This is a genomic window from Methyloversatilis sp. XJ19-13, assembly GCF_024580155.1.
Lineage (GTDB): Bacteria > Pseudomonadota > Gammaproteobacteria > Burkholderiales > Rhodocyclaceae > Methyloversatilis.
The window spans coordinates 155,342-179,250 of sequence record NZ_JANINH010000005.1; the positions used below are offsets into that span (position 1 = coordinate 155,342).

Annotated in this window: 20 protein-coding genes; 13 read left to right on the plus strand and 7 right to left on the minus strand. The window is 66.1% G+C overall.

Annotation, left to right across the window (positions count from 1 at the left end; genetic code table 11):
• Positions 1–38: 38 nt before the first annotated feature.
• From NMQ14_RS08825 to NMQ14_RS08870, 10 genes are all read left to right on the plus strand, one after another.
• Positions 39–1,685 carry a pilus (MSHA type) biogenesis protein MshL gene (locus NMQ14_RS08825; RefSeq protein WP_257095276.1) on the plus strand — a complete coding sequence of 549 codons (1,647 nt, stop codon included), beginning with the start codon at positions 39–41 and terminating at the stop codon, positions 1,683–1,685.
• Positions 1,682–2,926 carry a tetratricopeptide repeat protein gene (locus NMQ14_RS08830; protein WP_257095278.1) on the plus strand — a complete coding sequence of 415 codons (1,245 nt, stop codon included), beginning with the start codon at positions 1,682–1,684 and terminating at the stop codon, positions 2,924–2,926. Before NMQ14_RS08825 ends, NMQ14_RS08830 begins: the two co-directional genes overlap by 4 nt.
• Complete coding sequence (locus NMQ14_RS08835; RefSeq protein ID WP_373457185.1) at positions 2,916–4,670, plus strand: GspE/PulE family protein; 1,755 nt, start codon at positions 2,916–2,918, stop codon at positions 4,668–4,670. The genes NMQ14_RS08830 and NMQ14_RS08835 overlap by 11 nt, the downstream gene beginning before the upstream one ends.
• 2 nt (positions 4,671–4,672) lie before the next feature.
• On the plus strand, positions 4,673–5,875 hold the full coding sequence (locus tag NMQ14_RS08840) for a type II secretion system F family protein (protein WP_257095282.1): 1,203 nt from the start codon (positions 4,673–4,675) through the stop codon (positions 5,873–5,875).
• Positions 5,875–7,398 (plus strand): hypothetical protein, encoded by a 1,524-nt coding sequence (locus tag NMQ14_RS08845; protein WP_257095285.1) that lies wholly within the window; start codon positions 5,875–5,877, stop codon positions 7,396–7,398. Before NMQ14_RS08840 ends, NMQ14_RS08845 begins: the two co-directional genes overlap by 1 nt.
• The gene (locus tag NMQ14_RS08850; RefSeq protein ID WP_257095287.1) at positions 7,395–7,997 is read left to right on the plus strand and encodes a hypothetical protein; all 603 of its coding nucleotides are present in this window, start codon (positions 7,395–7,397) and stop codon (positions 7,995–7,997) included. Before NMQ14_RS08845 ends, NMQ14_RS08850 begins: the two co-directional genes overlap by 4 nt.
• Positions 7,994–8,398, plus strand: a complete 405-nt coding sequence (locus tag NMQ14_RS08855) for a hypothetical protein (protein WP_257095288.1) — start codon at positions 7,994–7,996, stop codon at positions 8,396–8,398. The genes NMQ14_RS08850 and NMQ14_RS08855 overlap by 4 nt, the downstream gene beginning before the upstream one ends.
• Positions 8,395–9,312, plus strand: coding sequence for a hypothetical protein (locus tag NMQ14_RS08860; protein WP_257095290.1), 918 nt, complete (start codon positions 8,395–8,397; stop codon positions 9,310–9,312). Before NMQ14_RS08855 ends, NMQ14_RS08860 begins: the two co-directional genes overlap by 4 nt.
• A complete protein-coding gene (locus NMQ14_RS08865) occupies positions 9,309–10,034 on the plus strand; it encodes a type II secretion system protein (protein WP_257095292.1) in 726 nt (241 codons plus the stop codon). The genes NMQ14_RS08860 and NMQ14_RS08865 overlap by 4 nt, the downstream gene beginning before the upstream one ends.
• Before the next feature lie 237 nt (positions 10,035–10,271).
• Positions 10,272–11,597, plus strand: coding sequence for an adenylate/guanylate cyclase domain-containing protein (locus tag NMQ14_RS08870; RefSeq protein ID WP_257095294.1), 1,326 nt, complete (start codon positions 10,272–10,274; stop codon positions 11,595–11,597).
• A 10-nt stretch (positions 11,598–11,607) separates the two neighbouring features.
• Here NMQ14_RS08870 and NMQ14_RS08875 read toward each other — a convergent pair whose 3' ends face one another.
• From NMQ14_RS08875 to folE, 4 genes are all read right to left on the minus strand, one after another.
• Positions 11,608–11,994 carry a type II toxin-antitoxin system VapC family toxin gene (locus NMQ14_RS08875; RefSeq protein ID WP_257095296.1) on the minus strand — a complete coding sequence of 129 codons (387 nt, stop codon included), beginning with the start codon at positions 11,992–11,994 and terminating at the stop codon, positions 11,608–11,610.
• Positions 11,991–12,242: a type II toxin-antitoxin system Phd/YefM family antitoxin gene (locus tag NMQ14_RS08880; RefSeq protein ID WP_257095299.1), complete on the minus strand. Its 252-nt coding sequence runs from the start codon at positions 12,240–12,242 to the stop codon at positions 11,991–11,993. Before NMQ14_RS08880 ends, NMQ14_RS08875 begins: the two co-directional genes overlap by 4 nt.
• A 159-nt stretch (positions 12,243–12,401) precedes the next feature.
• Positions 12,402–13,610, minus strand: coding sequence for a porin (locus NMQ14_RS08885; protein WP_257095302.1), 1,209 nt, complete (start codon positions 13,608–13,610; stop codon positions 12,402–12,404).
• 593 nt (positions 13,611–14,203) lie between these two features.
• Entirely contained in the window at positions 14,204–14,809 is a 606-nt protein-coding gene (folE, locus tag NMQ14_RS08890) for a GTP cyclohydrolase I FolE (RefSeq protein ID WP_257095303.1), read from the minus strand.
• A gap of 297 nt (positions 14,810–15,106) precedes the next feature.
• Between folE and NMQ14_RS08895 the strand changes: the two genes are divergently transcribed.
• On the plus strand, positions 15,107–16,618 hold the full coding sequence (locus NMQ14_RS08895; RefSeq protein ID WP_257095305.1) for a DegQ family serine endoprotease: 1,512 nt from the start codon (positions 15,107–15,109) through the stop codon (positions 16,616–16,618).
• Positions 16,619–16,769: 151 nt separating this feature from the next.
• Here the strand turns inward: NMQ14_RS08895 and ribD are convergent, their stop codons facing one another.
• From ribD to NMQ14_RS08910, 3 genes are all read right to left on the minus strand, one after another.
• Complete coding sequence (gene ribD / locus NMQ14_RS08900) at positions 16,770–17,864, minus strand: bifunctional diaminohydroxyphosphoribosylaminopyrimidine deaminase/5-amino-6-(5-phosphoribosylamino)uracil reductase RibD (protein ID WP_257095307.1); 1,095 nt, start codon at positions 17,862–17,864, stop codon at positions 16,770–16,772.
• Positions 17,865–18,344: a transcriptional regulator NrdR gene (nrdR, locus tag NMQ14_RS08905; RefSeq protein ID WP_257095309.1), complete on the minus strand. Its 480-nt coding sequence runs from the start codon at positions 18,342–18,344 to the stop codon at positions 17,865–17,867.
• 86 nt (positions 18,345–18,430) lie between these two features.
• Positions 18,431–19,327 (minus strand): flagellar brake protein, encoded by an 897-nt coding sequence (locus NMQ14_RS08910; protein ID WP_257095312.1) that lies wholly within the window; start codon positions 19,325–19,327, stop codon positions 18,431–18,433.
• Positions 19,328–19,710: 383 nt separating this feature from the next.
• On the opposite strand from NMQ14_RS08910, the gene aceE reads away from it, so the two are divergent.
• Positions 19,711–22,386 carry a pyruvate dehydrogenase (acetyl-transferring), homodimeric type gene (aceE, locus tag NMQ14_RS08915; RefSeq protein ID WP_257095314.1) on the plus strand — a complete coding sequence of 892 codons (2,676 nt, stop codon included), beginning with the start codon at positions 19,711–19,713 and terminating at the stop codon, positions 22,384–22,386.
• 175 nt (positions 22,387–22,561) lie between these two features.
• Positions 22,562–23,905 carry a dihydrolipoyllysine-residue acetyltransferase gene (gene aceF, locus NMQ14_RS08920; protein WP_257095316.1) on the plus strand — a complete coding sequence of 448 codons (1,344 nt, stop codon included), beginning with the start codon at positions 22,562–22,564 and terminating at the stop codon, positions 23,903–23,905.
• The last annotated feature ends 4 nt before the right edge of the window (positions 23,906–23,909 follow it).

Below are 23,909 nucleotides of genomic sequence, written 5' to 3' on the forward strand. Positions count from 1 at the left end.
CGGCGCACACCCCCCAGCCGATGTCGGATGCACACGTCGTGGCGAAGAAGGCTGACCGTGCGGCCAGCGCGGCGCGCGAAGGCATCCCGCCGCCGGTCGCCCGCCCGCTGTCGCCGCCCCAGCCGCAGCCGCGGCACAAGTCAGAAACCTACAGCGTGGTCGTCAATCGGGTGCCGGTGAATGAACTGCTGTTCGCGCTGGCGCGTGACGCCAAGGTGAATGTAGACATCCACCCCGGCATCGAGGGTGCGGTGACGCTGAACGCGATCGACCAGACGCTGCCGCAGTTGCTCACCCGCATCGCCACCCAGGTCGACATGCGTTTCGAGCTCGACGGACCGAATCTGGTCGTGATGCCCGACGCGCCCTATCTGCGCAGCTACCGGGTCGACTACGTCAACATGTCGCGCGACGTGACCGGCGCGGTGTCGATCAATACGCAGATCGCCTCGACCAGTTCTGCCGCAGTCACCGGCACCGGCGGCACTGCGAACGTCGCCACGCAGACCGGCAATGCCGGCAACAGCTCCAGCACCCGGATCGAGAACGTCGCGAAGAACCGCTTCTGGGAATCGCTGGAACGCAATATCCGCGACCTGCTGCACGAGACCGACAAGCTGATGCCGGACACGATGACCGAACCGGCAGCCGCGCCGGTCGCCGGCACCGATACTGCCGTCGCCGCCCGGCCGGTCGAGCGACGCGCCACCTTCCGTGAAGCGGCGTCGGTCATCCTGAACGCCGAAACCGGCGTCATCAATGTGCGCGCCACCTCGCGCCAGCACGAGAAGGTGCAGGAATTCATCAGCCAGGTGACGCGCATCGCGCGTCGCCAGGTGCTGATCGAAGCGACCATCGCCGAGGTGCAGCTGACCGACAACTACCAGCAGGGCATCGACTGGACCGCCTTTGCCGGCGGCGGAAAACGCGGCGGCGCCACGGTGTCGCTGAACACCAGCTCGACCGAGCTGACCACCAATGCGCCGTTCGCCATCGGTCTGGGCCGCAATCGCGAGCTGGTCGACAGCATCAAGCTGCTTGAAACCTACGGCGACGTGAAGGTGCTGTCCAGCCCCAAGCTGTCGGTGCTGAACAACCAGACCGCGCTGCTGAAGGTGGTCAACAACATCGTCTATTTCGAGATCAAGTCCGACGTGGTCGCCAATACCAACACGCAGGCCGTGCGCAGTTTCACCGCCACACCGCGCTCGGTCTCCGTCGGCCTGGTGATGGCGGTCACGCCGCAGATCAGCGCCGACGGCTTCGTGCTGCTGAACGTGCGGCCCACCATTTCGCGCAAGGTGGGCGACGCGCAGGATCCGACGCCCGACCTGAGCTCGCCCAATCTGGTGCCGGTCATCCAGACGCGCGAACTCGAATCGGTCATGCGCGTGGCCAGTGGCGAAACTGCGGTACTCGGCGGTCTGATGCAGGACGAACTGAACTACCGCCGCGACAGCATTCCCGGCGTATCGGCGCTGCCCTTCATCGGCGCGCTGCTGTCGGCGCGCAACGAAACGTCGCGCAAGACCGAACTGGTCGTGCTGATCCGGCCGGTCGTGATCGAAGACGCCAGTCTCGACGGTGACTACCGTTCGCTGGCCGACTCACTGCCGGACGAGCGCTTCATGAAGCCGACCTTCCCGCTGCCCGGCGCGAACCGGAAAGTGGAGCCGGCGCAGTGAGCCTGCTGCTCGAAGCGCTGAAGAAGGCCGAGGCCGCCAAGCGGCGCGAGGAAGACCCGGCAGCCGCAAGCGAAACGACGCCGGCCGAAGCCCTGCCGCCGGCACGCATCACGCCGGCCCATGAGCTGGAACTGATCGACGATGAATTCGCCCAGGCCGCGCGCTTCGCCGGGCTGGACGTACCAGAGCCACGACCGGCCGCGCCACCGCCCCCCGCGCCCGGTGCCGAAGCGGCGCGCGTGCTGTTCGACGCAAAACGACCAGCGCCGCGCGGCAAGTCGCCGCTCACCTGGCTGCTCGCTGTGGCCGGCCTGCTGCTGCTCGGCATCGTCGGCTGGGTCATGTGGCAGATCGGTCTGCTGGACAGCGGCCGGGACGTCGCACCGGCCGCCTCCCTGTCACCGCCGGCGGCGCGCATCGCGACGCCCGCGCCCGCACCCATGCCTTCGCCTGCGCAATCCACTGCGTCCGTCGCCGCGGTTGCACCGTCGTCACTGGTCGCTGGTGCACCAGTGACCGCCCCCGCAGCGCTGCCCGATGACGCATTGGCGGCCGCGCCGTCGAGCCGCTTCCTGTCCGGTCAGCTCGCCGCCGATGCGCCGGCACCGACGCCGCCGCCCGCCGCAGCGCCCGCTGCGCCGCCGATCCGCATCACCCGCAATGCGCCGGTCATTCCGCAGGACATCAACGAAGGCTACGCGGCGTTCAACGCAGGCGAGTACGACCGTGCTCGCGTCGCCTACGAACGCGCGCTGCGAGCCGATCCGCGCAATCCGGACGCGCTGCACGGCCTGATGGCGCTGGCCGACGTGCGGGGCGATGCGCAGCAGGCGCGCATGCTGTTGCGGCGCATCGCCGAAATCGATCCGGCCGACCCGTCGGTGCAGGTCGCACTCAGCGAAAACGTCGACCCGGTCGCACAGGAGGCACGGCTGTTGAACATCGCCGCGGCGCAGCCGCAATCGGCACCTGCTGCATTCGCGCTCGGCAATCTGTATGCCGGACAGGCACGCTGGCGCGAAGCGCAGCAGGCCTATTTCAACGCCTGGACGCTGGCGCCCGACCAGCCTGACCACGCATACAACCTTGCGGTCAGCCTCGATCAGCTACGCCAGTCAAAGCTCGCACTGCAGTATTACCGCGAAGCCATGACCTTGCGCAGCCAGCGTTCGGCCGCCTTCGACGCAGACGCGGTGGCCGCCCGCATTGCCGCGCTGCAGGCCGCGCCGGATGGGCCCTGAGCACATGAACTCACCGGCCAACGCACCGCGCCGCCCGCTGGGCCAGTTGCTGCTGGCGCAGGGTCTGGTGACCGAAGACCAGTTGCGCATCACGCTGCAGGAACAGCAGAAGCTGAACATTCCGATGGGTCGCCTGCTGGTGCAGCTGGGCTTCGTCAGCGAAGCCACGCTGCGCGAGGCACTCGGCGTCACGCTGGGCAAGCGCACGGTGGATCTGTCGCATGCGCTGATCGACGCCGACGCCCTGCGACTGGTGCCGCAGGCGCTGGCCAAGCGGCACCGGCTGCTGCCGCTGAACTACCTGGTCAGCGCGCGCAAGCTGACGGTCGCCGTGTCCGACGTGAACGACATCGTCGCGCTCGACCAGCTGCGTGCGCTGCTGCCGGAAGGCATCGAGCTCGAAACCGTACTGGCCGGCGAGACCGAAATCGCGCACGCGATCGATCAGTCCTACGGCCACGAACTGTCGATCGAAGGCATCCTGACCGAGCTGGAAACCGGCGAGGTCGATTACCGCGCACTGGCCTCCTCGGCCGACGAATACAGCCAGCCGGTGGTGCGCCTGATCGACGCGCTGCTGACCGATGCGGTCAAGCGCGGTGCCTCCGACATCCACTTCGAACCGGAAGCCGGCTTCCTGCGCATCCGCTACCGCATCGACGGCCTGCTGCGGCAGATCCGCGCGCTGCACCGCTCGTACTGGCCTGCGATGGCGGTGCGCATCAAGGTGGTGGCCGGCATGAACATCGCCGAAATGCGCGCGCCGCAGGACGGCCGCATTTCGCTCACCATCAGCGGCCGGCCGGTCGATTTCCGCGTGTCGTCGCAACCGACACTGCACGGCGAAAACATCGTGCTGCGCATCCTTGACCGGGCGCGCGGCATCGTCGCGCTCGACGAACTGGGGCTGGCCGATTCGCAGCTCGACCAGCTGAAGCTGATGATCGCGCGCCCCGAAGGCATCATCCTCGCCACAGGCCCGACCGGCAGCGGCAAGACCACCACGCTGTATTCGGTGCTCAACCACATCAATTCCGAGGGCGTGAACATCATGACCCTGGAAGATCCGGTCGAATACCCGATGGCGCTGATCCGCCAGACTTCGGTCGCCGAGGCGGTCAAGCTCGATTTCGCCAATGGCGTGCGCTCGATGATGCGGCAGGATCCGGACATCATCCTGGTGGGCGAAATCCGCGATGCCGAAACCGCCGAAATGGCCTTTCGCGCCGCGATGACCGGTCACCAGGTGTATTCCACGCTGCACACCAACTCGGCGCTCGGCGCGATCCCGCGCCTGCTCGACATCGGCATCCTGCCCGACATCATGGCCGGCAACATCATCGGCGTCATGGCGCAGCGTCTGTTGCGCAAGCTGTGCGTCTATTGCCGAAAGGCGCGACCGGCCGAGGCGCACGAAATCCATCTGCTCGGTCTGCGCGAGGACCGCGCAGCGCCGGACATCCACGATGCGGTCGGCTGCCCGGCGTGCGAATTCACCGGCTACCGCGGCCGGCTGGCGGTGATGGAACTGCTGCGCATGGATTCCGACCTCGACGAACTGGTGGCACGGCGCGCCACGGCGCGCGAGCTGCGCAACGCCGCCCGCGCCAAGGGCTTCCGCTCGCTGGCCGAAGACGGTCTGCGGCGCGTCATCGACGGCTCGACCTCGCTCGATGAGCTGGCGCGCGTGGTCGACCTTACCGAACGCATGGCCCAGAGCGGTCCGGACTGGTACGCGCGCTGACGATGGCGATGTTTTCGTACAAGGCGATGAACACGCAGGGCCGCATGGTGTTCGGCCGCATGGACGCCGCCAATCTGGTCGACCTCGAAATGCGCCTGAAGCGCATGCAGCTCGACTTCGTCAATGGCCAGCCGATGAAGTACGCGCAGCCGCTGTTCGGCCACAGCGTGCCGCGCCTCGAACTGATCAATTTCAGCTTTCACCTCGAACAGCTGGTGCGCTCCGGCGTGCCGCTGATCGAGGCGCTGACCGACCTGCGCGATTCGACCGAGCACCCGCGCATGCGCGAAATCGTCGCCTCGCTGGTCGAAGGCATCGAGGGCGGCCGATCGCTGTCGCAGGCCATGGCCGAACATCCGGCCGCATTCAGCAAGGTGTTCTGCGCACTGGTCCGTGCCGGCGAACTGACCGGCAATCTGGCCGAGGTGCTGCGCGAACAAATCGACGCCTTCAAGTGGGAAGACGAACTGGTGTCGCAGACGCGACGCCTGCTGACCTATCCGGCCATCGTCGGCACTTTCCTGCTGTTCGTCATCGCGGTGCTGATGCTGGTGGTGGTACCCGACCTCGCGCGCTTCTTCCGCAACACCGGGCTCGAGCTGCCGCTGCAGACGCGCATCCTGATGGGCACCTCGGAATTCCTGCTGGCCTGGTGGCCGGCCGTGCTGTTGCTCATCGTTGCGGCAGCCGCAGGCGCCGTTGCGCTGCTGCGCTACAACCCAATCGCCCGGCAGCGCTTCGACGGCTTCAAGCTGTCGGTGCCGGTGATCGGCCCGATCCTGCACAAGGTGGTGCTGTCGCGCTTTGCCAGCATGTTCGCCATGATGTACGGCGCCGGCATCCCGATCATCGATGCGGTGCGCACATCGGAAGATGTGGTCGGCAACGAGGCCGTGCGCGACGCGCTGGCGCGTGCCGGCGCGCTGATCAGCCAGGGCCAGAACGTGACGGCCGCGTTCCAGAGCGTCGGACTGTTTCCGCCGCTGGTCGTGCGCATGCTGCGTGTGGGCGAAAGCACCGGTGCGCTCGACCGCGCGCTGCGCGAGGTGTCCTACTTCTACACGCGTGACGTGCGTGAATCGATTGCGCGCGCGCAGGCCGCGATGGAACCGACGCTGACGCTGGTGCTCGGCCTGCTGCTGATGGCCGTGGCCTTCGCCGTCCTCGGACCGGTGTACGACATGCTGACGAAGTTGAAGACCTGATGCCGCGCCGCCACGTCCTCTATCTCGACGCGACGCAGCTTGTCGCCTATGGCTGGCGCGCTGGCGAGGTCACCGAGCACGCCCGCTTCGCGACGACGAGCGACGGCGTGGCGGCATTCGCCGACTTCCTGCGCACACAGCGTGACGGCCTGTACCTGATGCTGTGCGATCTGGCCGACGAAGCCTTCATCGCCGAAATGGTGCCTTTCGTGCGCGGCGGTGACCGCGCGGCACTGATCCGGCGCAAGCTCGGCCAGCATTTCTTCGGCACCACGCTCACCTGCGCGCGCTCGCTCGGTCGCTCGCGCGCCGGACGGCGCGACGAACAGATGCTGTTCTGCGCGCTGACCCGGCCGGCCATGCTCGAGCCCTGGCTGGCGGCGCTGCGCGATGCCGATGTCGCATTGAGCGGCATCCACAGCGTGGCACTGGCCAGCGAACCGGTGCTCGAACGGTTGCGCATTGCGCAGGGCAGCTCGCTGCTGCTGGCCACCACCCGCACCGGCGTGCGGCAGAGCTTCTTCGAAGAGGGCCGCCTGCGCTTCTCGCGCCTGACACCGCTCGGCGCGCTGTCGAGCAACGACCTGCCACGCGCCTGCGCCGAAGAAGCACGGCGGCTGCACCCCTATCTGCTGAGCCAGCGTCTGGTCACCCGCAACGCGCCGCTGAGCGTGCGCGTGCTGGTGCCGCCGGCCCGCATGGACGAGTTTTCGCAGGCCTGCCGCAGCAATGACATGCTGCAGTTCGAACTGATCGACAGTCATCTGGCCGCACAGCGGCTTGGCCTGCGCCCGGCGCCGGACGACCTGTACTGCGAAACGTTGTTCGTGCAGGCGCTGATGCGCCAGCCGCCGGCCGAACAGTTCGCGCCGGCCACCGAACTTCGCGCCTTCCGCGTCTGGCAAGCGCGCTTCGCGCTGATCGCCGCCGGCAGCGTGGCGCTGGCGGCATGCCTGCTGATGGCCACGCACAGCGCGCTCGACAGCCTCGAACTGAGCGAAAGGAGCGCGCGGCTGCAGGACGACGCGCGGCGTGCCGAAGCCGCCCGGCGCGACATCATTGCGCGCCTGCCGCCAACACCGGTGCCGCTGGACACGCTGCGCGTCGTGCATGAACGCAGCCTGCAACTGGAGCAGCGCAGTGCAGTACCGGCCGGACTGCTGCAGGCGCTCGGCGCCGTGCTTGAGCGCTATCCGCAGGTTGAGCTTGACCGGCTCGACTGGAAGCTCGCCAGCGCCGGCATGCCGGCAGCCGACGGACTGCCGCCGGTCGAGGCACAACTGCTGGTGCAGGCGCGGCTGCCCGCCGAATACGGCGCCCAGCAGAGACGCGCGCTGGAACTGGTGGACGCACTCGCCCTCGATCTGGGCCGCGCAGCGGACGGCCTGCAGGTGAAAGTCACGCGTCCGCCGTTCGATCTCGAATCGGGTCAGGTGCTGCGCGGCGGGGCACGCAGCGACCGCAGCGACGCCGACAGCACGCCGCAGTTCGCGCTGCTGATCAGCCGCGGGCTCGCGCCATGAACGCCGCCGACCTGAAGAAGCTGCGCGGCGCCGCGGCGCTGGCCGCGCTGATGGCACTGGCGGGTGCCGGCGCGCTGTGGGCGAGCGCCCGGCTGGCTGACGAAGCGAAGCAGGACCACATCCGGGCGATCGCCGCGCGTGCCACCGCACAGGGCGGGCTGGCCGCCGCACAGGCCGAGGAGCTGGAAATCGCGCAGAAGATCGACCGTTACCGTCAGCTCGCCGCGCGCGGCGCGATCGGCGCCGAACAGCGCCTGGCCTGGGTCGAACTGATCCGCGACACCCGGGCGCGCCATCGCCTGGGCGCGCTCGATTACGAATTTTCGCCGCAGCGGCCACTGGATCGCTCGATTGCGCCCTCTGACGCCGGCCAGCTTGAAGTCAGCAGCAGCACGTTGCGCCTGCGCCTGCCGCTGCTGCATGAAGGCGACCTGCTGACGCTGCTCGACGAACTGAGCCAGCACGCGCCGGCCCTGGTACGGGTACGCGAGTGCAGCATGGTGCGGCGTGTGGTGACCGACGCGACCCCGGAAACGCTGCAGGCCGACTGCCTGCTCGACTGGATCACCTTCCGTCCGAAAGAGGGGGGAGCGTCGTGAAACGCGCGCTGCTCCTGCTTCTGTGCGGCGTTGCGCATGCGGCAGCGGCGCAGCCGCTCGGGCGGCTGTTCTACAGCGAGGCCGAGCGCGCGCGGCTGGAACAGCAGCGCGGCCAGCCGGTACAGACAGCCTCTGCGCCGCGCGCCGTCGGCACGGTGCGGCACGACGGCATCGTCGTCCGCTCTTCCGGCCCGGTGACCTGGTTCGTCAATGGCGGCTCCTTCGACGCGCGCGCACTGCCGTCGCTGCAGGCGCAGTCGGCAGGCACCGCGCTTCAGCTGCAAGGCAACGCGGGTCAGGCGGTCAGGCTGCGACCGGGCGAGCAGACCGCCGTCGACGACGCCGGTCAGGCAGCGCCGGCGTCGGGCGTGATCGACGTGCGGCCGGGGCGCAGCCCATGAACGCATGGCCGTCGACACGACAACGGCAGGGCGGCGCCGCGCTGCTGATCGCCATCGCGCTGCTCGGTCTGCTGGCGATCGCCACACTGGCCCGCGCGTTGTCGTCGCCTGCAGGCACCGACAGCGAACTGGCCACCGAGCGCGCGCTGGCCCGGGCGCGCGATGCGTTGGCCGCTTATGGTGCGCTGGGCAATGTCGCCGGCAACCATGACAACTCGCCAGGCGCCCTGCCCTGCCCGGATCTCGACAATGACGGCGCGTCCGATTTCAACTGCAGCGGCCACATCGGTCGTCTGCCCTGGCGCACGCTGGGCATGGGACCGGTTCTTGATGGCGCAGGCGAATGCCTGTGGTATGCGCGCAGCGCCCGCTTCAGCAACAACATTCAGACCAGCGAGCGCGGCAGCAGCGCCGACAAGCCGGCACTGAACCCGGCAACGCCGGGCGGCATCATCGAAGTCAGTGCCGCGGGCGCTGGCCAGCCGGTGGCAGCAGTACTGATCGCGCCCGGCCCTGCGCTGCCGGGTCAGTCGCGCAGTGGCGGGTTCGGCGATTCCGGCTGCCGCGAAGGCGGCATCGAACAATTCGTCGAAGGTGCGACGGTGGCCGGCACTGCCTATACGCACACCGGCGGTGAGCACGCCATCGCACTGCGCGCGCAGGACGATTTCAACGACCGCGTGCTCACGCTCACCACCAGCCGTCTTTTCGCCAGCGCCGGTGCGCGCGTGCTGGGCGACATTTCGCTCGCCAGCGACGGCACGCCGCCGCATGCATGGTGGATCAACAATCAATGGTGCGCCCACGTCTGCGCGTCGGACACGCATGGGGTCGTCATGCTGGCCGACGGCTCGCGCGTGGCACGGGCGCTGTCGCTGCTGCCGGTCTGCGCCAGCGTGTGCACCGGATCATGACGCGCCAGCGCGGCTTCACCCTGATCGAGATCGCGGTGGTGCTGACCATCGTCGCGCTGCTCAGCGTGGGGGCGATCGCCGCGCTTCAGCTCGCCATGCTCCGCACGCGCATCGCTGATACCCAGACGGCGCTGCGCGAAGCCCGCGAGGCGGTCGTGGCGTTCGCCGTGGTCAACCGTTCGCTGCCCTGCCCGGCGGTGTCGGAGGTGGACGGCACCGAGCAAAGCCGCGCCGACGGCAACTGCGCCAACCGGCGCGGCCTGCTGCCCTGGCAGACGCTGGGCGTGCGCGGCCTCGACGGCTGGGGCAACCGGCTCGGCTATGTCGCATCGCAGAACACCACCGCGGCGCGCAGCCTGGTCGTTGCACCCGGACAGCGCATTGCGCTCACCGGAGAAGGCGACATCGTCATCCGCACGCGCGACGCAGCGGGCACAGAGGTGCTGTTGAACAGCGCCACCGCAGTCGCCTTCGCGCTGTGGTCACACGGCGAGAACGGGCGCGGTGCCACGACGGCGATCGGCAGCCTGATCGCCCACGATTCGGCCAGCAACGCCGACGAACAGGCCAACAGCTCGCAGCCGGGTACCTCTGGCGTGCTCTATGCGCGCGACGGCAGCGTCAGCACGGCTGCCGCAGGTGGCGAGTTCGATGACCTCGTGGCATGGGAATCGCGCTTCGTGCTGTTCGGTCGCATGATGAATGCGGGGCAATTGCCGTGAGCGGCGCTTCCTGCAATGCAGGGCGTGTCACAGGACGCTGTTCCCACAGGGAAAACAGGGCCGCTCACAGAACACGGAGCGAACTGACCGGAGGGCTGTGGGAGCGGCGCCCCCGCCGCGATCAGTGCAGTGAAGGTCGACGGTCCACGTGCGTATCGCGGCGAGGACGCCGCTCCCACAAAAACTCCGCTGCTCACCGCCCCCCCGCGGCGCTCCCGCCGCGATCCGGACCTTGAAATGAGTGCCGGCCCCTCCACAAATTTCGTCGCCCGCCTGCGCAGTGGCGGCATTCTTCCCGGCGACAGCCCAGAAGAGCGGCTGAACAAGTCGCTGCTGATGCTGGCGACCGGCCTGGTCTGTGTGGCGTCGATGCTGTGGCTGGCGGTGTATTGGTCGATCGGCCCGCAACTGTCGGCCACCCTGCCTTTCGCCTACCAGCTGCTGCTGGCCGGCAACCTGCTGCTGTACATCCGCAGCGGCAATTTCAAGCTCTTCCGCAGCACGCAGCTCGGACTGTTCCTGTTCGTGCCCTTCGTCGCACAGTGGGCCATCGGCAACTTCATCACCGCCAGCGGCATCCTGCTGTGGGGCTTGCTGGCGCCGGTCGGCGCCATTCTTTGCATCGGCGCGCGCGAAGCGCTTGCCTGGTTCTTCGCCTACGCCTTCCTGATCGTGCTGACCGGCGTGTTTGACTTCTATCTCGCCGACGCCGGCACCTACCGCGACGCCACCGTGTCGGTGGAGACCAGCGTGGTGTTCTTCGCGCTCAATTTCCTCGCCATTTCGACCATCGTGTTCATGCTGCTGCGCTTCGCGATCGAACAGAAGCAGCGCACCGCCAGTCAGCTTGCCGAAGCGCACGCGCTGCTGGAAAGCGAACAGGAGCGCTCGGAGCGCCTGCTGCTGAACATCCTTCCCGGCCCGGTCGCCGAGCGCCTGAAGCAGAACGAAAAGAACATCGCCGACGGATTCGCCGACGTCAGCGTCATGTTCGCCGACATCGTGAACTTCACCCAGGTGGCCGCCGGCATGACACCTGCCCAGGTGTTCTCTATGCTCAACCGCGTATTTTCACGCTTCGACGAACAGGCCGGTGCGCGCGGTCTGGAGAAGATCAAGACCATCGGCGACGCCTATATGGTGGCCGGCGGCCTGAACGAGAACACCTTGGATTACACCGCCGCGCTGGCCGATCTGGCGCTGGAAATGCGCGACTGGCTCAGGAACCAGACCACCGGCACCGGCGTACTGCTCGATCTGCGCATCGGCATCGGCACCGGTCCGGTCGTCGCCGGCGTGGTGGGCAAGAAAAAATTCATCTACGATCTGTGGGGCGACACCGTCAATCTGGCCAGTCGCATCACCACCGAAGGCGTGCCCGGCATGGTGCAGGTCGACACCACAACTTACCTCCGCCTGCGCAACCGCTTTGACTTCCACCCGCCGCAGACGCTCTATCTGAAGGGCAAGGGCGATACGGTGGTCTATCGCCTGATCGGACGCAGGGAAGAAGGACTTTCGATGTCGGCGGGCAGTGTGGACATCCTGCTCGACGCCGGGTAGGTCGACCTGACTACACCAGCACTACAGCGGAACCGTAGCCAACAAGCTTCGAGTCGTGCGTGAGCAGATGCATCGGTTCGTGGACGGCCTGTGCGACGAGCAGCCGATCAAAGGGATCCGTATGGATCAACGGCAGTCGCTCGACAGCCACCGCGTGCTCAGGCCGGATCGCCAGCATTCTGTAACCCGATTGCTCGAAGCAGTGCAGCGCCATCTGCCCGGATATCGGCATGCGTTCGCGCCCCAGACTGTGCTTGATCGCGATTTCCCAGACGCTGGCTGCACTGACCCAGAGCGTCGCCTCGGGCGCGAGCAGCCACTCGCGCGCCTTGGCTGACAGACGGACGTCATCGACGATGGCCCACAATGCAATGTGAGTGTCGAGCAGTACATTCACCGCTGCGCGTCGCCAGAAAACATTCGTTCGATCTCTTCATTCGTCAAATCGAAGTCATCGGGCACGACGAACAATCCCTTGGCGAAACCGAGGCGGCGCTGCGGCAGCACCGTTTCGATGGGCACCAGACGCGCCGCCGGTTTGCCGTTGCGAGCAATGACGATCTCCCGTTCCCGCCCCTGCTCTATGGCCTCGACCAGACGCGAAAGGTTTGATTTTGCCTGCAGCATGTTCACGTGGGATTCCATTGCTCGCTCCGTATGTTCGAACTGTACTTAGCCAAGATTAGCCAAGCCAACATCCTGGGTCAAGCGTAGTTCGGCCCGGCATCGCGGGGCACAAAGCCTCAACGAAAAACGGGCGCCCGAAGGCGCCCGTTTCAACACAGCTTTCTGATCGGAAACCGATTAGAACGTGTGTGCGAGACCGATGTTGAAGCCGGTGTCGCCGTAGCCCGAACCACCGGCGCCGTTCGAACCCGTACCGGCACTACCGGAAGCGTTCTTCGAAATACCACATCGGGCAGCGCTGTCAGCACTCAGCTTGGCAAACGTTGCATACGCTTGGGTGCGCTTCGAGAACGAGTACTCGCCACCAATGCCCCACTTCTTGCAGTCGGCATTGTCGATGGCATCGTTATTCGCCTTGACGTAGCTGGTCTTGATCACGAAATTGGTGGTGACCGGAACGGTCAAGCCAATCAGCCAGCCATCGCTTTCCGAAACCGCCTTCGAAGCAGTGTTATCACCTTCAACGTTTTCGTAGTAGGCCGACAGCTTGGCAACGCCGAAGTCATAGCTAGCGCCAATCACCCACAGATCGAACTCCAGGTCACTTCCGCCATTGAAGACGGTGGTGGTAGGAGTGATCAGGCCAGTAGTCTGGTTGATCCCAAACGTAGTACCCGCATTGGAAGCACCGCTGTTTTTGATCTTCAGGTTTTCATAGTCGAGCGTGAAGCTGATCGGGCCATTGTTGTACAGCGCGGCAACCGCCCACAGAGGCGTATCGCCGGTTTCAACATCATGGCCCAACAGCGAACCCGAACCGGCTTCCGACAGCAGCGAAGTCGTGTAGGCAGCCAGGAACTTCAGGCCGGGAGCAACTTCCGGCGTGATGTACACGATAGCGTTGTCGGCACGGTCAGCCTGACCGAGGCCCGACGTCACACCGAACAGCGAACCGGCGTTGGCAACGGTCTGGTTCTTGAACGGGTCGTACTGGCCGACGAACGAATAGCGGGCGCCATCAACGCGGCCGCCGAGTACGGTACCGAAGGCGCCTTCGAGGCCGATCCAGCTGTGACGGTTGGACGTGCCACCGAACGACTGGCCGCTGTCACCCGAGAAACCGAACTCGAATTCGAAGATTGCCTTCAAGCCATTACCGAGGGCTTCACTGCCACGGAAGCCGATGCGGTTCGTGCCCTGGATGCCATCTTCGAAGTCGTTCAGGCGACCGGTGCGGCCGGCTTGCGACAAGCCACGGTCGTCACTTCCACGCGACATGAAACCGTAGTCGATGCGACCGTACATGGTCACGTTCGACGCTTCGGCCAGCACGGCGGTCGGTACGAGTGCTGCTGCGATCGCAGCTGCAAGCAATTTCTTGGACATTACGCAATTCTCCTCTTGCGATGATAGTGGGTGCCCGGATCGTGTTCGATCGCAGAGCGACTGTACTGCCGGGCTACACACCTTCGGACATTCAGAAGGTGGACCGCACTGTACCGAAGCATGAAAGCTCCCTGCAAGCCATGCGTAGAATTACGTATGCACCCGTCCGGTGCGTTGTGGTTTTCGTGCAACAGCCTGGCGAGGGAGGCAGGCTTTCCCGCTGCCAGGACAGAACCTTCACTGGCGAGGAACTCCACCGGACCCGCTTGGTTGCCGTTCCGGGTTCTGCCCGGGTCTCGCCGCTGCATATATATATGCAGCACCAGAAGCGTCATGCGGCCAAGGCTGAGCGGTTCACGCCTTGACGCCTCCGACCCGAGATTACAGCGGTGCTGAACACCGGATCGTCCCCGGCCGGATGCACGATCCACCGACACAGGCCGTGTGCGGCAAACCCTGGCTGGAAGGCAGGACTCCGGGCGGAGGCAACTAGACCATCAGTCACAACGCATCGCGGCGAGGCCCGCCCCGCGCGACCGAACCCGGTGCACCGGAGCAACGCCTCGCCGCGCTGCCGGATCTGACGCGTTGACTCAGCTTTCGCAGCCGCCCGCTGTCCGGCCGATCAGATTGAAGAACTCGCGCCGCGTGCTGGCGTCGTCGCGGAAGGCACCGAGCATGCGGCTGGTCACCATGGCGACGCCCGGCTTGTGTACGCCGCGCGTAGTCATGCACTCGTGCGCCGCCTCGATCACCACCGCGACACCGCGCGGTTGCAGCACTTCGTACAGCGCATCCGCGATCTGCACGGTCATCTTTTCCTGGATCTGCAGACGCTTGCCGAACACTTCGACCAGGCGCGCCAGCTTGGAAATACCGACGACGCGCCGGTCCGGCAGGTAGGCGATATGCGCCTTGCCGATGATGGGCACCATGTGATGCTCGCAATGGCTTTCGAAGCGGATGCCGGTCAATGCGATCACCTCGTCGTAGCCTTCGACCTCTTCGAAGGTGCGCGACAGCACTTCACGCGGGTCGATCAGATAGCCGGCGAAGAACTCCTCGTACGACTTGACGACGCGCGATGGCGTGTCGAGCAGGCCTTCGCGCGTCGGATCGTCGCCGGCCCACTGAATCAGCGTACGGACAGCCGCCTCGGCTTCTTCCCGGCTCGGGCGTGTGGTGTCTGAATGGTTCATGGTCATCCTGTTTTTGCTTATATATAGAGCGGCGCGATCATGGTGCGATGCCGCTGCCTGACACCCGGACTGAGCATGGTGGCGGCGCGGCCACCTGTTTTCAAGTGCGGTTCATCGACTCGGACCCTTGATATGTCAATTTAGCTCCCCAGATTCCCATCGAACCAGCGCGACGACCCCATTGTTTCGGGATGTAAACCACTGGAACAGCCTGGCACCCGCGCGGCTCCATCGTTCGCTCACAAGCCCCTCAGCGCTTCGCTACTACGGGCAATAACAGTCAGGAGAGGACATCCGATGAAGATCACCCTGTCACGTACCGCTCTGGCAGCCATCGCCGCCACGACTTTCGGCCTTGGCGCGACGGCGACCACGATCGACTGGATGCACAAGGCGCAAGCAGCTGCCGACGTCCAGCCGCTGGTGCTGGCGCAGGCTGCACCGGCCGCTGCAGCCGCAGGCACCGGCAATCTGGTGACCGGTCTGCCCGACTTCACGACGCTGGTCGACCAGACTTCAGCATCGGTCGTGAACATCAGCGTCGTCGGCAAGGCGGCCAAGTCGCCAGCCATGAGCCCGAACGACCCGATGTACGAGTTTTTCCGCCGCTTCGGTATTCCGGTGCCGCAGGACCCCCGTGGCGGCCAGGGGCCGGGCAATGGCCAGGGCCCGACACCGCGCGGGATCGGTTCCGGCTTCGTGATCAGCCAGGATGGCTACATCCTGACCAACGCGCACGTGGTATCGGAAGCCGCCGAGGTGACAGTGAAGTTCACCGACAAGCGCGAACTGAAGGCGCGCGTGATCGGCAGCGACAAACGCACCGACGTTGCGCTGATCAAGGTGGAGGCGAAGAACCTTCCGGCCGTGAAACTGGGCAATGCCGACCAGATTCGCGTCGGCGAGTGGGTGGCCGCGATCGGCGCACCTTTCGGTTTCGAGAACACCGTGACCGCCGGGATCGTCAGTGCCAAGTCGCGCGCGCTGCCTGACGAATCGCTGGTGCCGTTCATACAGACCGACGTGGCGATCAACCCGGGCAATTCGGGCGGGCCGCTGTTCAACCTGAAGGGCGAGGTGATCGGCATCAATTCGCAGATCTACTCGCGTACCGGCGGCTTCATGGGGTTGTCGTTCGCCATTCCGATCGACGTGGCGATGCGCGTGGCCGACCAGATCAAACAGTTCGGCCGCGCCAAGCATGCGCGCCTGGGCATCAGCATCCAGCCGATCACGCGCGACCTGGCGGACAGCTTCGGGCTGGACCGTGCGCGCGGCGCGCTGGTTGCAAATGTCGAGAAGGACGGTCCGGCGGACCGGGCGGGCCTGCAGCCCGGTGACGTGGTGCTCTCGGTCGATGGCCGCGAGGTGGCAGATTCGTTCGACCTGCCCAAGGTGATCGGCAATCTGCCGCCAGGCAAGCCGGTGAAGCTCAAGGTATGGCGCCAGGGTGCGGAACGCACCGTGACGGCGACGCTGGGCGAGCAGGGCGAAACCGAAGCCGTCGCCCAGGCCGATCCGGGGCGCGACGCGCAGCCGGTACGTGACCGTCTGGGTCTGGTGGTGCGTCCGCTCACCGGCGGCGAAGCCCAGCAACTGGGCGTGAATCGCGGTCTGGTCGTTTCCGACGCGGCGGGTCCGTCCGCCCAGGCCGGCATCCAGCCGGGCGACGCCATCCTCGCGGTGAATGGCCAGCCGGTCGGCAACGCCGAAGAACTGGCGCGCCTGGTCGAACGCGCCAAGGGCCGCGTCGCGCTGTTGATCCAGCGCGGCGACAACCGGTTGTTCGTGCCGATCCGGGCGGGTTGATCGCGTCGGACGCCGCGCGGCGGACCGGCTGTGGGAGCGGCGGCCTCGCCGCGATCAGTGCCGCGATGGTCGCTTTGCAAAGTGCGTATCGCGGCGAGGCCGCCGCTCCCACAGCCGCTCCCACAAAACAGTCGCCACTCACACACTGCGTCTACGGCGATTCCCGCAACCGCGCCAGTACGCGCCAGTCACGCCCCACGGCCCGGATGTCGCGGATATCGACATCGACCCGTTGATCCAGCGTGTCGAACGGCCCGAGGTTGAACAGGCCCATGCCGCGGCCGAGCACGGTCGGCGCGACATACATCAGCAATTCATCGACGCAGCCTTCGCGCAGCAGCGAACCATTGAGCTTGTGACCGGATTCGGCGTGCAGCTCGTTGATGCCACGCGCGCCGAGCGCCTGCAGCAATGCCGGCAGGTCGACCTTGCCGCCGTCGTTCGGCAGCACCAGCAACTCGGCACCGGCGTCGCGCAGCGCGCGGGCGTTCGGCACATCGTCCGATGCGCACGCCACCAGCACCGGTGCGCGGTCGATGTCGGCGAACAGCTTCGCAGCGGGTGACAGCGCCAGCCGGGCATCGACGATGACGCGCAGCGGCTGGCGCTCCACGGGCACCTCGCGTACGGTCAGTGACGGGTTGTCCTCCTGCACGGTGCCGATGCCGGACAGCACGGCACAGGCGCGCGCGCGCCAGCGGTGACCGTCGCGGCGCGCCGCCCGGCCGGTGATCCACTGGCTGACGCCGTTGTCGAGCGCCGTTACGCCGTCCAGCGTCGATGCGGTTTTCAGCCTGACCCAGGGTCGACCGCGCGTCATGCGCGACACGAAGCCGATATTGAGTTCATGCGCTTCCTGCTCCAGCACGCCGCAGGTGGTCGCGATGCCGGCCGCGGCCAGCCTTGCCAGCCCCTGGCCGGAGACCAGCGGGTTCGGGTCCTGCATGGCGGCCACAACGCGCGCCACACCGGCCCGGACCAGCGCGTCGGCGCACGGTGGCGTGCGGCCGTGGTGACTGCACGGTTCGAGCGTCACATACGCGGTGGCGCCGCGCGCCGCATCGCCGGCGGCTTGCAGCGCATGCGCTTCGGCGTGCGGCTGACCCGCCCTGACGTGCCAGCCCTCGCCGACAACCTGTCCGTCGCGCACAATGACGCAGCCGACGCGCGGGTTGGGCGTCGTCGTGTTCAGTCCCCGCGCCGCCAGCTTCAGCGCGCGCGCCATGTGAAAAGCGTCGCCCATCATTCAGCTGGCCGCCTTGCGCGGCGCGCGTGTCGGTTTGGTGACTTCGCGCACCACTTCGGAGAACTCGTCGACGTCTTCGAAATTGCGATACACGCTGGCAAAACGGATGTAGCCGATCTTGTCGAGCTTCTTCAGCTCGCGCATCACCAGCTCACCCAACCGGTCGGTCGCCAGTTCGCGCACACCCATGGTGAGCAGGCGCTCCTCGATGCGGTCCATCGCCATGTCGACCGATTCGGTCGTGACGGGACGCTTGCGCAGCGCCAGCATCATGCTGGCGCGCAGCTTTTCGCGGTCGTAGTCGGCACGCCGGCCGTCCTTCTTCACCACCTGCGGCATTTTCAGGTCGACCCGCTCGTAGGTCGTGAAGCGCTTGTCGCACGCCGCACAACGTCGGCGGCGGCGGATGATGTCGCCATCCTCGCTTTCACGGGTTTCGACGACCTGGGTGTCGGGCGAACTGCAGAAGGGACATTTCATCGGGGCGCTCCGGGCTTGATCCGCGGCGATGGTACGCCTAGCAGGACGCTACGGCATCCCGCACGGAGCCATCACGATCCCACTGATCAGCCGCCTTCGCTGAGCGCGATGATCCTGTTGTAGACAAAAGCCGTCAGCGCCAGCCGGTCCTGCTCCGGTATATCGGTGAATTCAACGCCATGATTCAGGATGGCCTGCTCGCCTTCCGGGTCACTGGCGTGCGTGACCGAACGTATGACGCCGCCCACCTGCACGAACTGGTCGATGTCGTCGAACTGCAGCCGGAATTTGCAGGTGAATGCGCTGCCGGGTGCGCCCAGCGCTGACTTGCCGGCCAGCAGCGCGCCGCCCTTGCTGATGTCGATCAGCGTCGCTGCGTGCGCCGCGCCGGCTGCGTCGGTCACCGAGGCAATGATCCGGACCGCCGCGCGCTGCGCCTGGCGCACGCGCATGCCGCTGACCTTCTTCGGATAGCTCAGGTGCAGGTAGGGGAAGGGGGTGTTCGCCATCTTCAGCACATGCGCCGGAAAGGCATACACGCTCTTGCCCGAAAACATGCGGACGACAAACGCGGCGTCCTGCTTGACGATCGCATAGCTGCCTTCGATCATCGGCGCAGTCACCATGACACTGCGGCCCTTGGAGTAACCGAGCAGCCGGACGGTGTAGCGCTGCCCGTCGTCGCCCGTACCCTGAAGCTGGAAGATGTCGCCGATCTGCAGACGGATCTCTTCCAGTTCGATTTGCACACCGGATTTGTCGCCATCGCGTCTGACCTCGTTTTCCTGACCCGCACGCGCGGTGACCGACGGCAGGCTGGTGCTGACCGTGTCCCGGTAAAGCCCGCGTTCGCTCAGCACATCAAGCTGGTTCTGCGTCTGCACCATCACACCGGCCTTCAGCAACAACTTGTTGTTCTGGTCATACAGTGAGTACGGCAGTGGTTTGCCTATTGCGACGTCCGACTTTCGAACAGGAATCATCTGTCACTCCGGAAATGGATGGTCTGCAAACCTATCGACACCTCGCAGCAAAACTTGATGTCACCGGGAAACATTCCCGACGTGCCTTGAGCACCGATGTGGCGTTTCGGTTATCCACGACTGGTCGCCGGTCCCGGGCGTGTCCCATAATGCGGTCACGCCGACGCGGGCGATCCCTGCGTACGGCGCTGCCCTGGCAGCTACCCGCTGCCGCTTCAGAGCTGTCGACACTTGCATCACCCATGCGCAGACGGACAGGCGCCGCGGACGAGCCTCTCTTCGCCCGGCACGCTGACCACCCCGGACGGGCTCCATGCCCCGGTCGGGTTGTGCATCGGCGGTGCATTTGATCGAACGGTCGATCAAACAAGAGGAGAAGTCCTGTGTCTGCACTACCCCACCCCCTGCTGGTCTCGGATCCGGACGCCGTCGAAACCCAGGAATGGCTGGACGCGCTTGAAGGCGTGATCGAGCACGCGGGCGAACAACGCGCGCACTACCTTATCGAACGGCTGACCGAGCAGGCGCGACGCGCTGGCATCAACCTGCCGTATTCGGCGACCACGGCTTACATCAACTCCATCCCGGCCGGCAAGCAGCTGCCCGCACCCGGCGATCACGAGATCGAGCACCGCATCCGCAACTACATCCGCTGGAATGCGATGGCGATGGTGCTGCGCGCCAACAAGGACACCAATGTGGGGGGGCACATCGCCAGCTTCGCGTCGAGCGCGACATTGTATGACGTGGGTTTCAACTGGTTCTGGCACGCGCCGAGCCCGACCCACGGCGGCGACCTCATTTACTTCCAGGGCCATTCGGCGCCTGGCGTGTACGCCCGCGCCTTCCTGCTCGATCGCATCAGCGCGTCGCAGCTCGACAACTACCGCCAGGAAGTCGGCGGCGAAGGCCTGTCGAGCTACCCGCATCCATGGCTGATGCCTGATTTCTGGCAGTTTCCGACGGTGTCGATGGGGCTCGGGCCGCTGCAGGCCATCTATCAGGCCCGTTTCATGAAGTATCTGCAGGACCGCGGCATCGCCAACACCGAAGGCCGCAAGGTGTGGTGCTTCATCGGCGACGGCGAAACCGACGAGCCGGAAACGCTGGGCGAAATCGCCATGGCGGCGCGCGAGAAACTCGACAACCTGGTGTTCGTCGTCAATTGCAATCTGCAGCGCCTGGACGGCCCGGTACGCGGCAACGGCAAGATCATCCAGGAACTGGAAGGCGATTTCCGCGGCGCCGGCTGGAATGTGATCAAGCTGCTGTGGGGTGGCTACTGGGACCCGCTGCTGGCGCAGGACAAGAACGGCCTGCTGGCCCAGCGCATGATGGAGGTGGTCGACGGCGAATACCAGACCATGAAGGCGCGCGACGGCGCCTATGTACGCGAGCAATTCTTCGGCAAATACCCGGAACTGGCGGCCATGGTGGCCAACTGGAGCAATGAGGACATCTTCCGCCTGAACCGCGGCGGCCATGATCCGCACAAGGTGTATGCCGCCTATGACGCGGCGGTCAAGCACACCGGCCAGCCGACGGTCATCCTGGCCAAGACCATCAAGGGCTACGGCATGGGCGGCTCGGGCGAGGCGCAGAACATTTCGCACCAGCAGAAGAAGGTCGATCTGGAATCACTGCGCGGTTTCCGCGACCGCTTCGACCTGCCGATCAGCGATGCCGACATCGAAAACCTGCCCTACCTGAAGTTCGAGGAAGGGTCGAAGGAGCTGCAATACATGCGCGAACGGCGCATGGCGCTCGGCGGCTACCTGCCGAGCCGCCGCACGAAGGCCGAGCCGCTCGAGGTCCCGCCGCTGTCCGCCTTCGACGCCCTGCTCAAGGCGTCCGGCGACGGACGTGAGCTGTCGACCACGATGGCTTTCGTGCGCATCATGAACATCCTGCTGCGCGACCCGCACGTCGGCAAGCGCGTGGTGCCCATCGTGCCGGACGAGTCGCGCACCTTCGGCATGGAAGGCATGTTCCGGCAGATCGGCATCTGGAACCAGGAGGGCCAGAAGTACGTGCCGCAGGACGCCGACCAGCTGATGTTCTACAAGGAATCGAAAACCGGCCAGATCCTGCAGGAAGGCATCAACGAAGCAGGCGGCATGAGCGACTGGATCGCCGCCGCGACCAGCTACTCGGTGCACGGCGTCGCCACGATCCCGATCTATCTGTTCTATTCGATGTTCGGCTTCCAGCGCGTCGGCGACCTGATCTGGGCGGCCGGCGACCAGCGTTCGCGCGGCTTCCTGATCGGCGGCACGGCCGGGCGCACGACGCTCAATGGCGAGGGCCTGCAGCATGAAGACGGCCACTCGCATCTGTGGTCAGCCGCCATTCCCAACTGCATCAGCTATGACCCGACCTTCTCGTACGAAGTCGCGGTCATCGTGCAGGACGGCCTGCGTCGCATGATGGCGGAGCAGGAAGACGTGTTCTATTACCTCACGGTGATGAACGAGAACTACGAGCATCCGGCGCTACCGGACGGCGCCGAAGCGGACATCCTGAAGGGCATGTACCTGTTCCGCCGCGGTGCGGCATCGAACGGCCCGCGCGTGCAGCTGACCGGCAGCGGCACCATATTCCGCGAGGTGATCGCCGCGGCGGAACTGCTGCGCAGCGACTGGGGCGTCGAGGCTGACCTGTGGTCGTGCCCGAGCTTCACCGAACTGGCGCGCAACGGCGCCGACTGCGCGCGCTGGAATCTGCTCAATCCGCTGGCAGCACCGCGCATGTCGCACGTCGAGCACTGCCTGCGCGACACGCGCGGCCCGGTGATCGCCGCGACCGACTACGTACGACTGTTCGCCGAGCAGATCCGCGCCTTTGTGCCGCGCCGCTACGTGGTGTTGGGTACCGACGGTTTCGGGCGTTCCGACACGCGCGAGGAACTGCGCGCGCATTTCGAGGTGGACAAGCACTGGGTGACGGTCGCTGCGCTGAAGGCGCTGGCGGACGACGGCGCGCTGGACCGTGCAAGGGTGGCCGAAGCCATCGCGCGTTACGGGCTGGACGTGAGCAAACCCAACCCACTGTACGTCTGAGCGAAGAACAGGCCTGCCGCAGATGAACGCGGAACGCGCCGATGAACACCGATTCGTGCGGACAGGTCACGGCCTCGACTGCATGCCCCGGATTTTTCGGCGCATCTTCGCGGTAGCGTCTTTCCTGAACACTGCCCGCCTGTACAGGGCGGTTGCACCCGAATGCGAGGCATGAATGAGCACGATCAATATAGAAGTACCTGATATCGGCGACTTCGCCGATGTGCCGGTCATCGAAGTCCTGGTGAAGCCGGGCGACCGCGTCGCACTCGACGCACCGCTGGTGACGCTGGAATCCGACAAGGCCACGATGGACATTCCGGCTCCGGCCGCCGGCGTGATCGGCCAGATCACCGTCAAGGTCGGCGACCGCGTGTCGCAGGGCGCGACGATCGGCACGATGGAAGCGGGCGCACCGGAGGCGACGACCGCGTCGGTGGCCGCACCGACGGCCGTCGTCGCAGCACTGCCGGTTGCGCCACCCCCGGTCATGACGAGCGCAATCGCCGTGCCGGCTGCACCCACCCCGTCCGCTTCCGGAGGTGTCGCACCGGCTGCCGCCAACGCCGCTGCGCAACAGCCTGGTGTCGGCGGCAGCAAGGCACACGCCAGTCCGTCGATGCGCGCCTACGCCCGCGAACTGGGGGTCGATCTGACCCGGGTCGCGGCAAGCGGACCGAAGAACCGGATCATGCGCGAGGACATCAACGCCTTCGTCAAGGGTGCGTTGCAGACGCCGGCCGCCGTTCAGGCAACGAGTGGCGGCGGTACCGGGCTGGATTTGCTGCCCTGGCCCAAGGTCGACTTCACGAAGTTCGGCGACATCGAACGCAAGCCACTGTCGCGCATCCGCAAACTGAGCGCGGCCAACTTGGCGCGCAACTGGGTCATGATTCCGGCGGTCACCTATCACGAAGATGCCGATGTCACCGACCTCGAAGCCTTCCGTCAGCAGATCAACGCGGAACAGGCCAAGGGCGGCGTCAAGCTGACCATGCTCGCCTTCATCATCAAGGCGGTGTGTTCGGCGCTGAAGAAGTTTCCCGACTTCAACAGTTCGATCGACCTGCAGGCCGAAGAACCGGCGCTGATCCTGAAACAGTACTGCCATATCGGCTTCGCCGCCGACACACCGGGCGGGCTGATGGTGCCGGTCATCCGCGACGCCGACAGGAAGGGCGTGGCCCAGCTGGCCGCCGAATGCGGTGAACTGGCGGCCAAAGCGCGCGACGGGAAACTGTCTGCTGCGGAGATGCAGGGCGCCTGCTTCACCATTTCCAGCGTCGGCGGTCTCGGCGGCACCGGATTCGCGCCCATCATCAACGCACCGGAAGTCGCCATCCTCGGCGTCAGCCGCACCACGATGAAACCGGTCTGGGACGGCTCGTCCTTCCAGCCGCGCCTGATATTGCCGCTGTCGCTGACCGCCGATCACCGCGTGGTCGACGGCGCAGTGGCGACCCGCTTCAACGCCCATGTCGCGGCGCTGCTGGCCGACATGCGCCGCGTGCTGATGTAAGGAG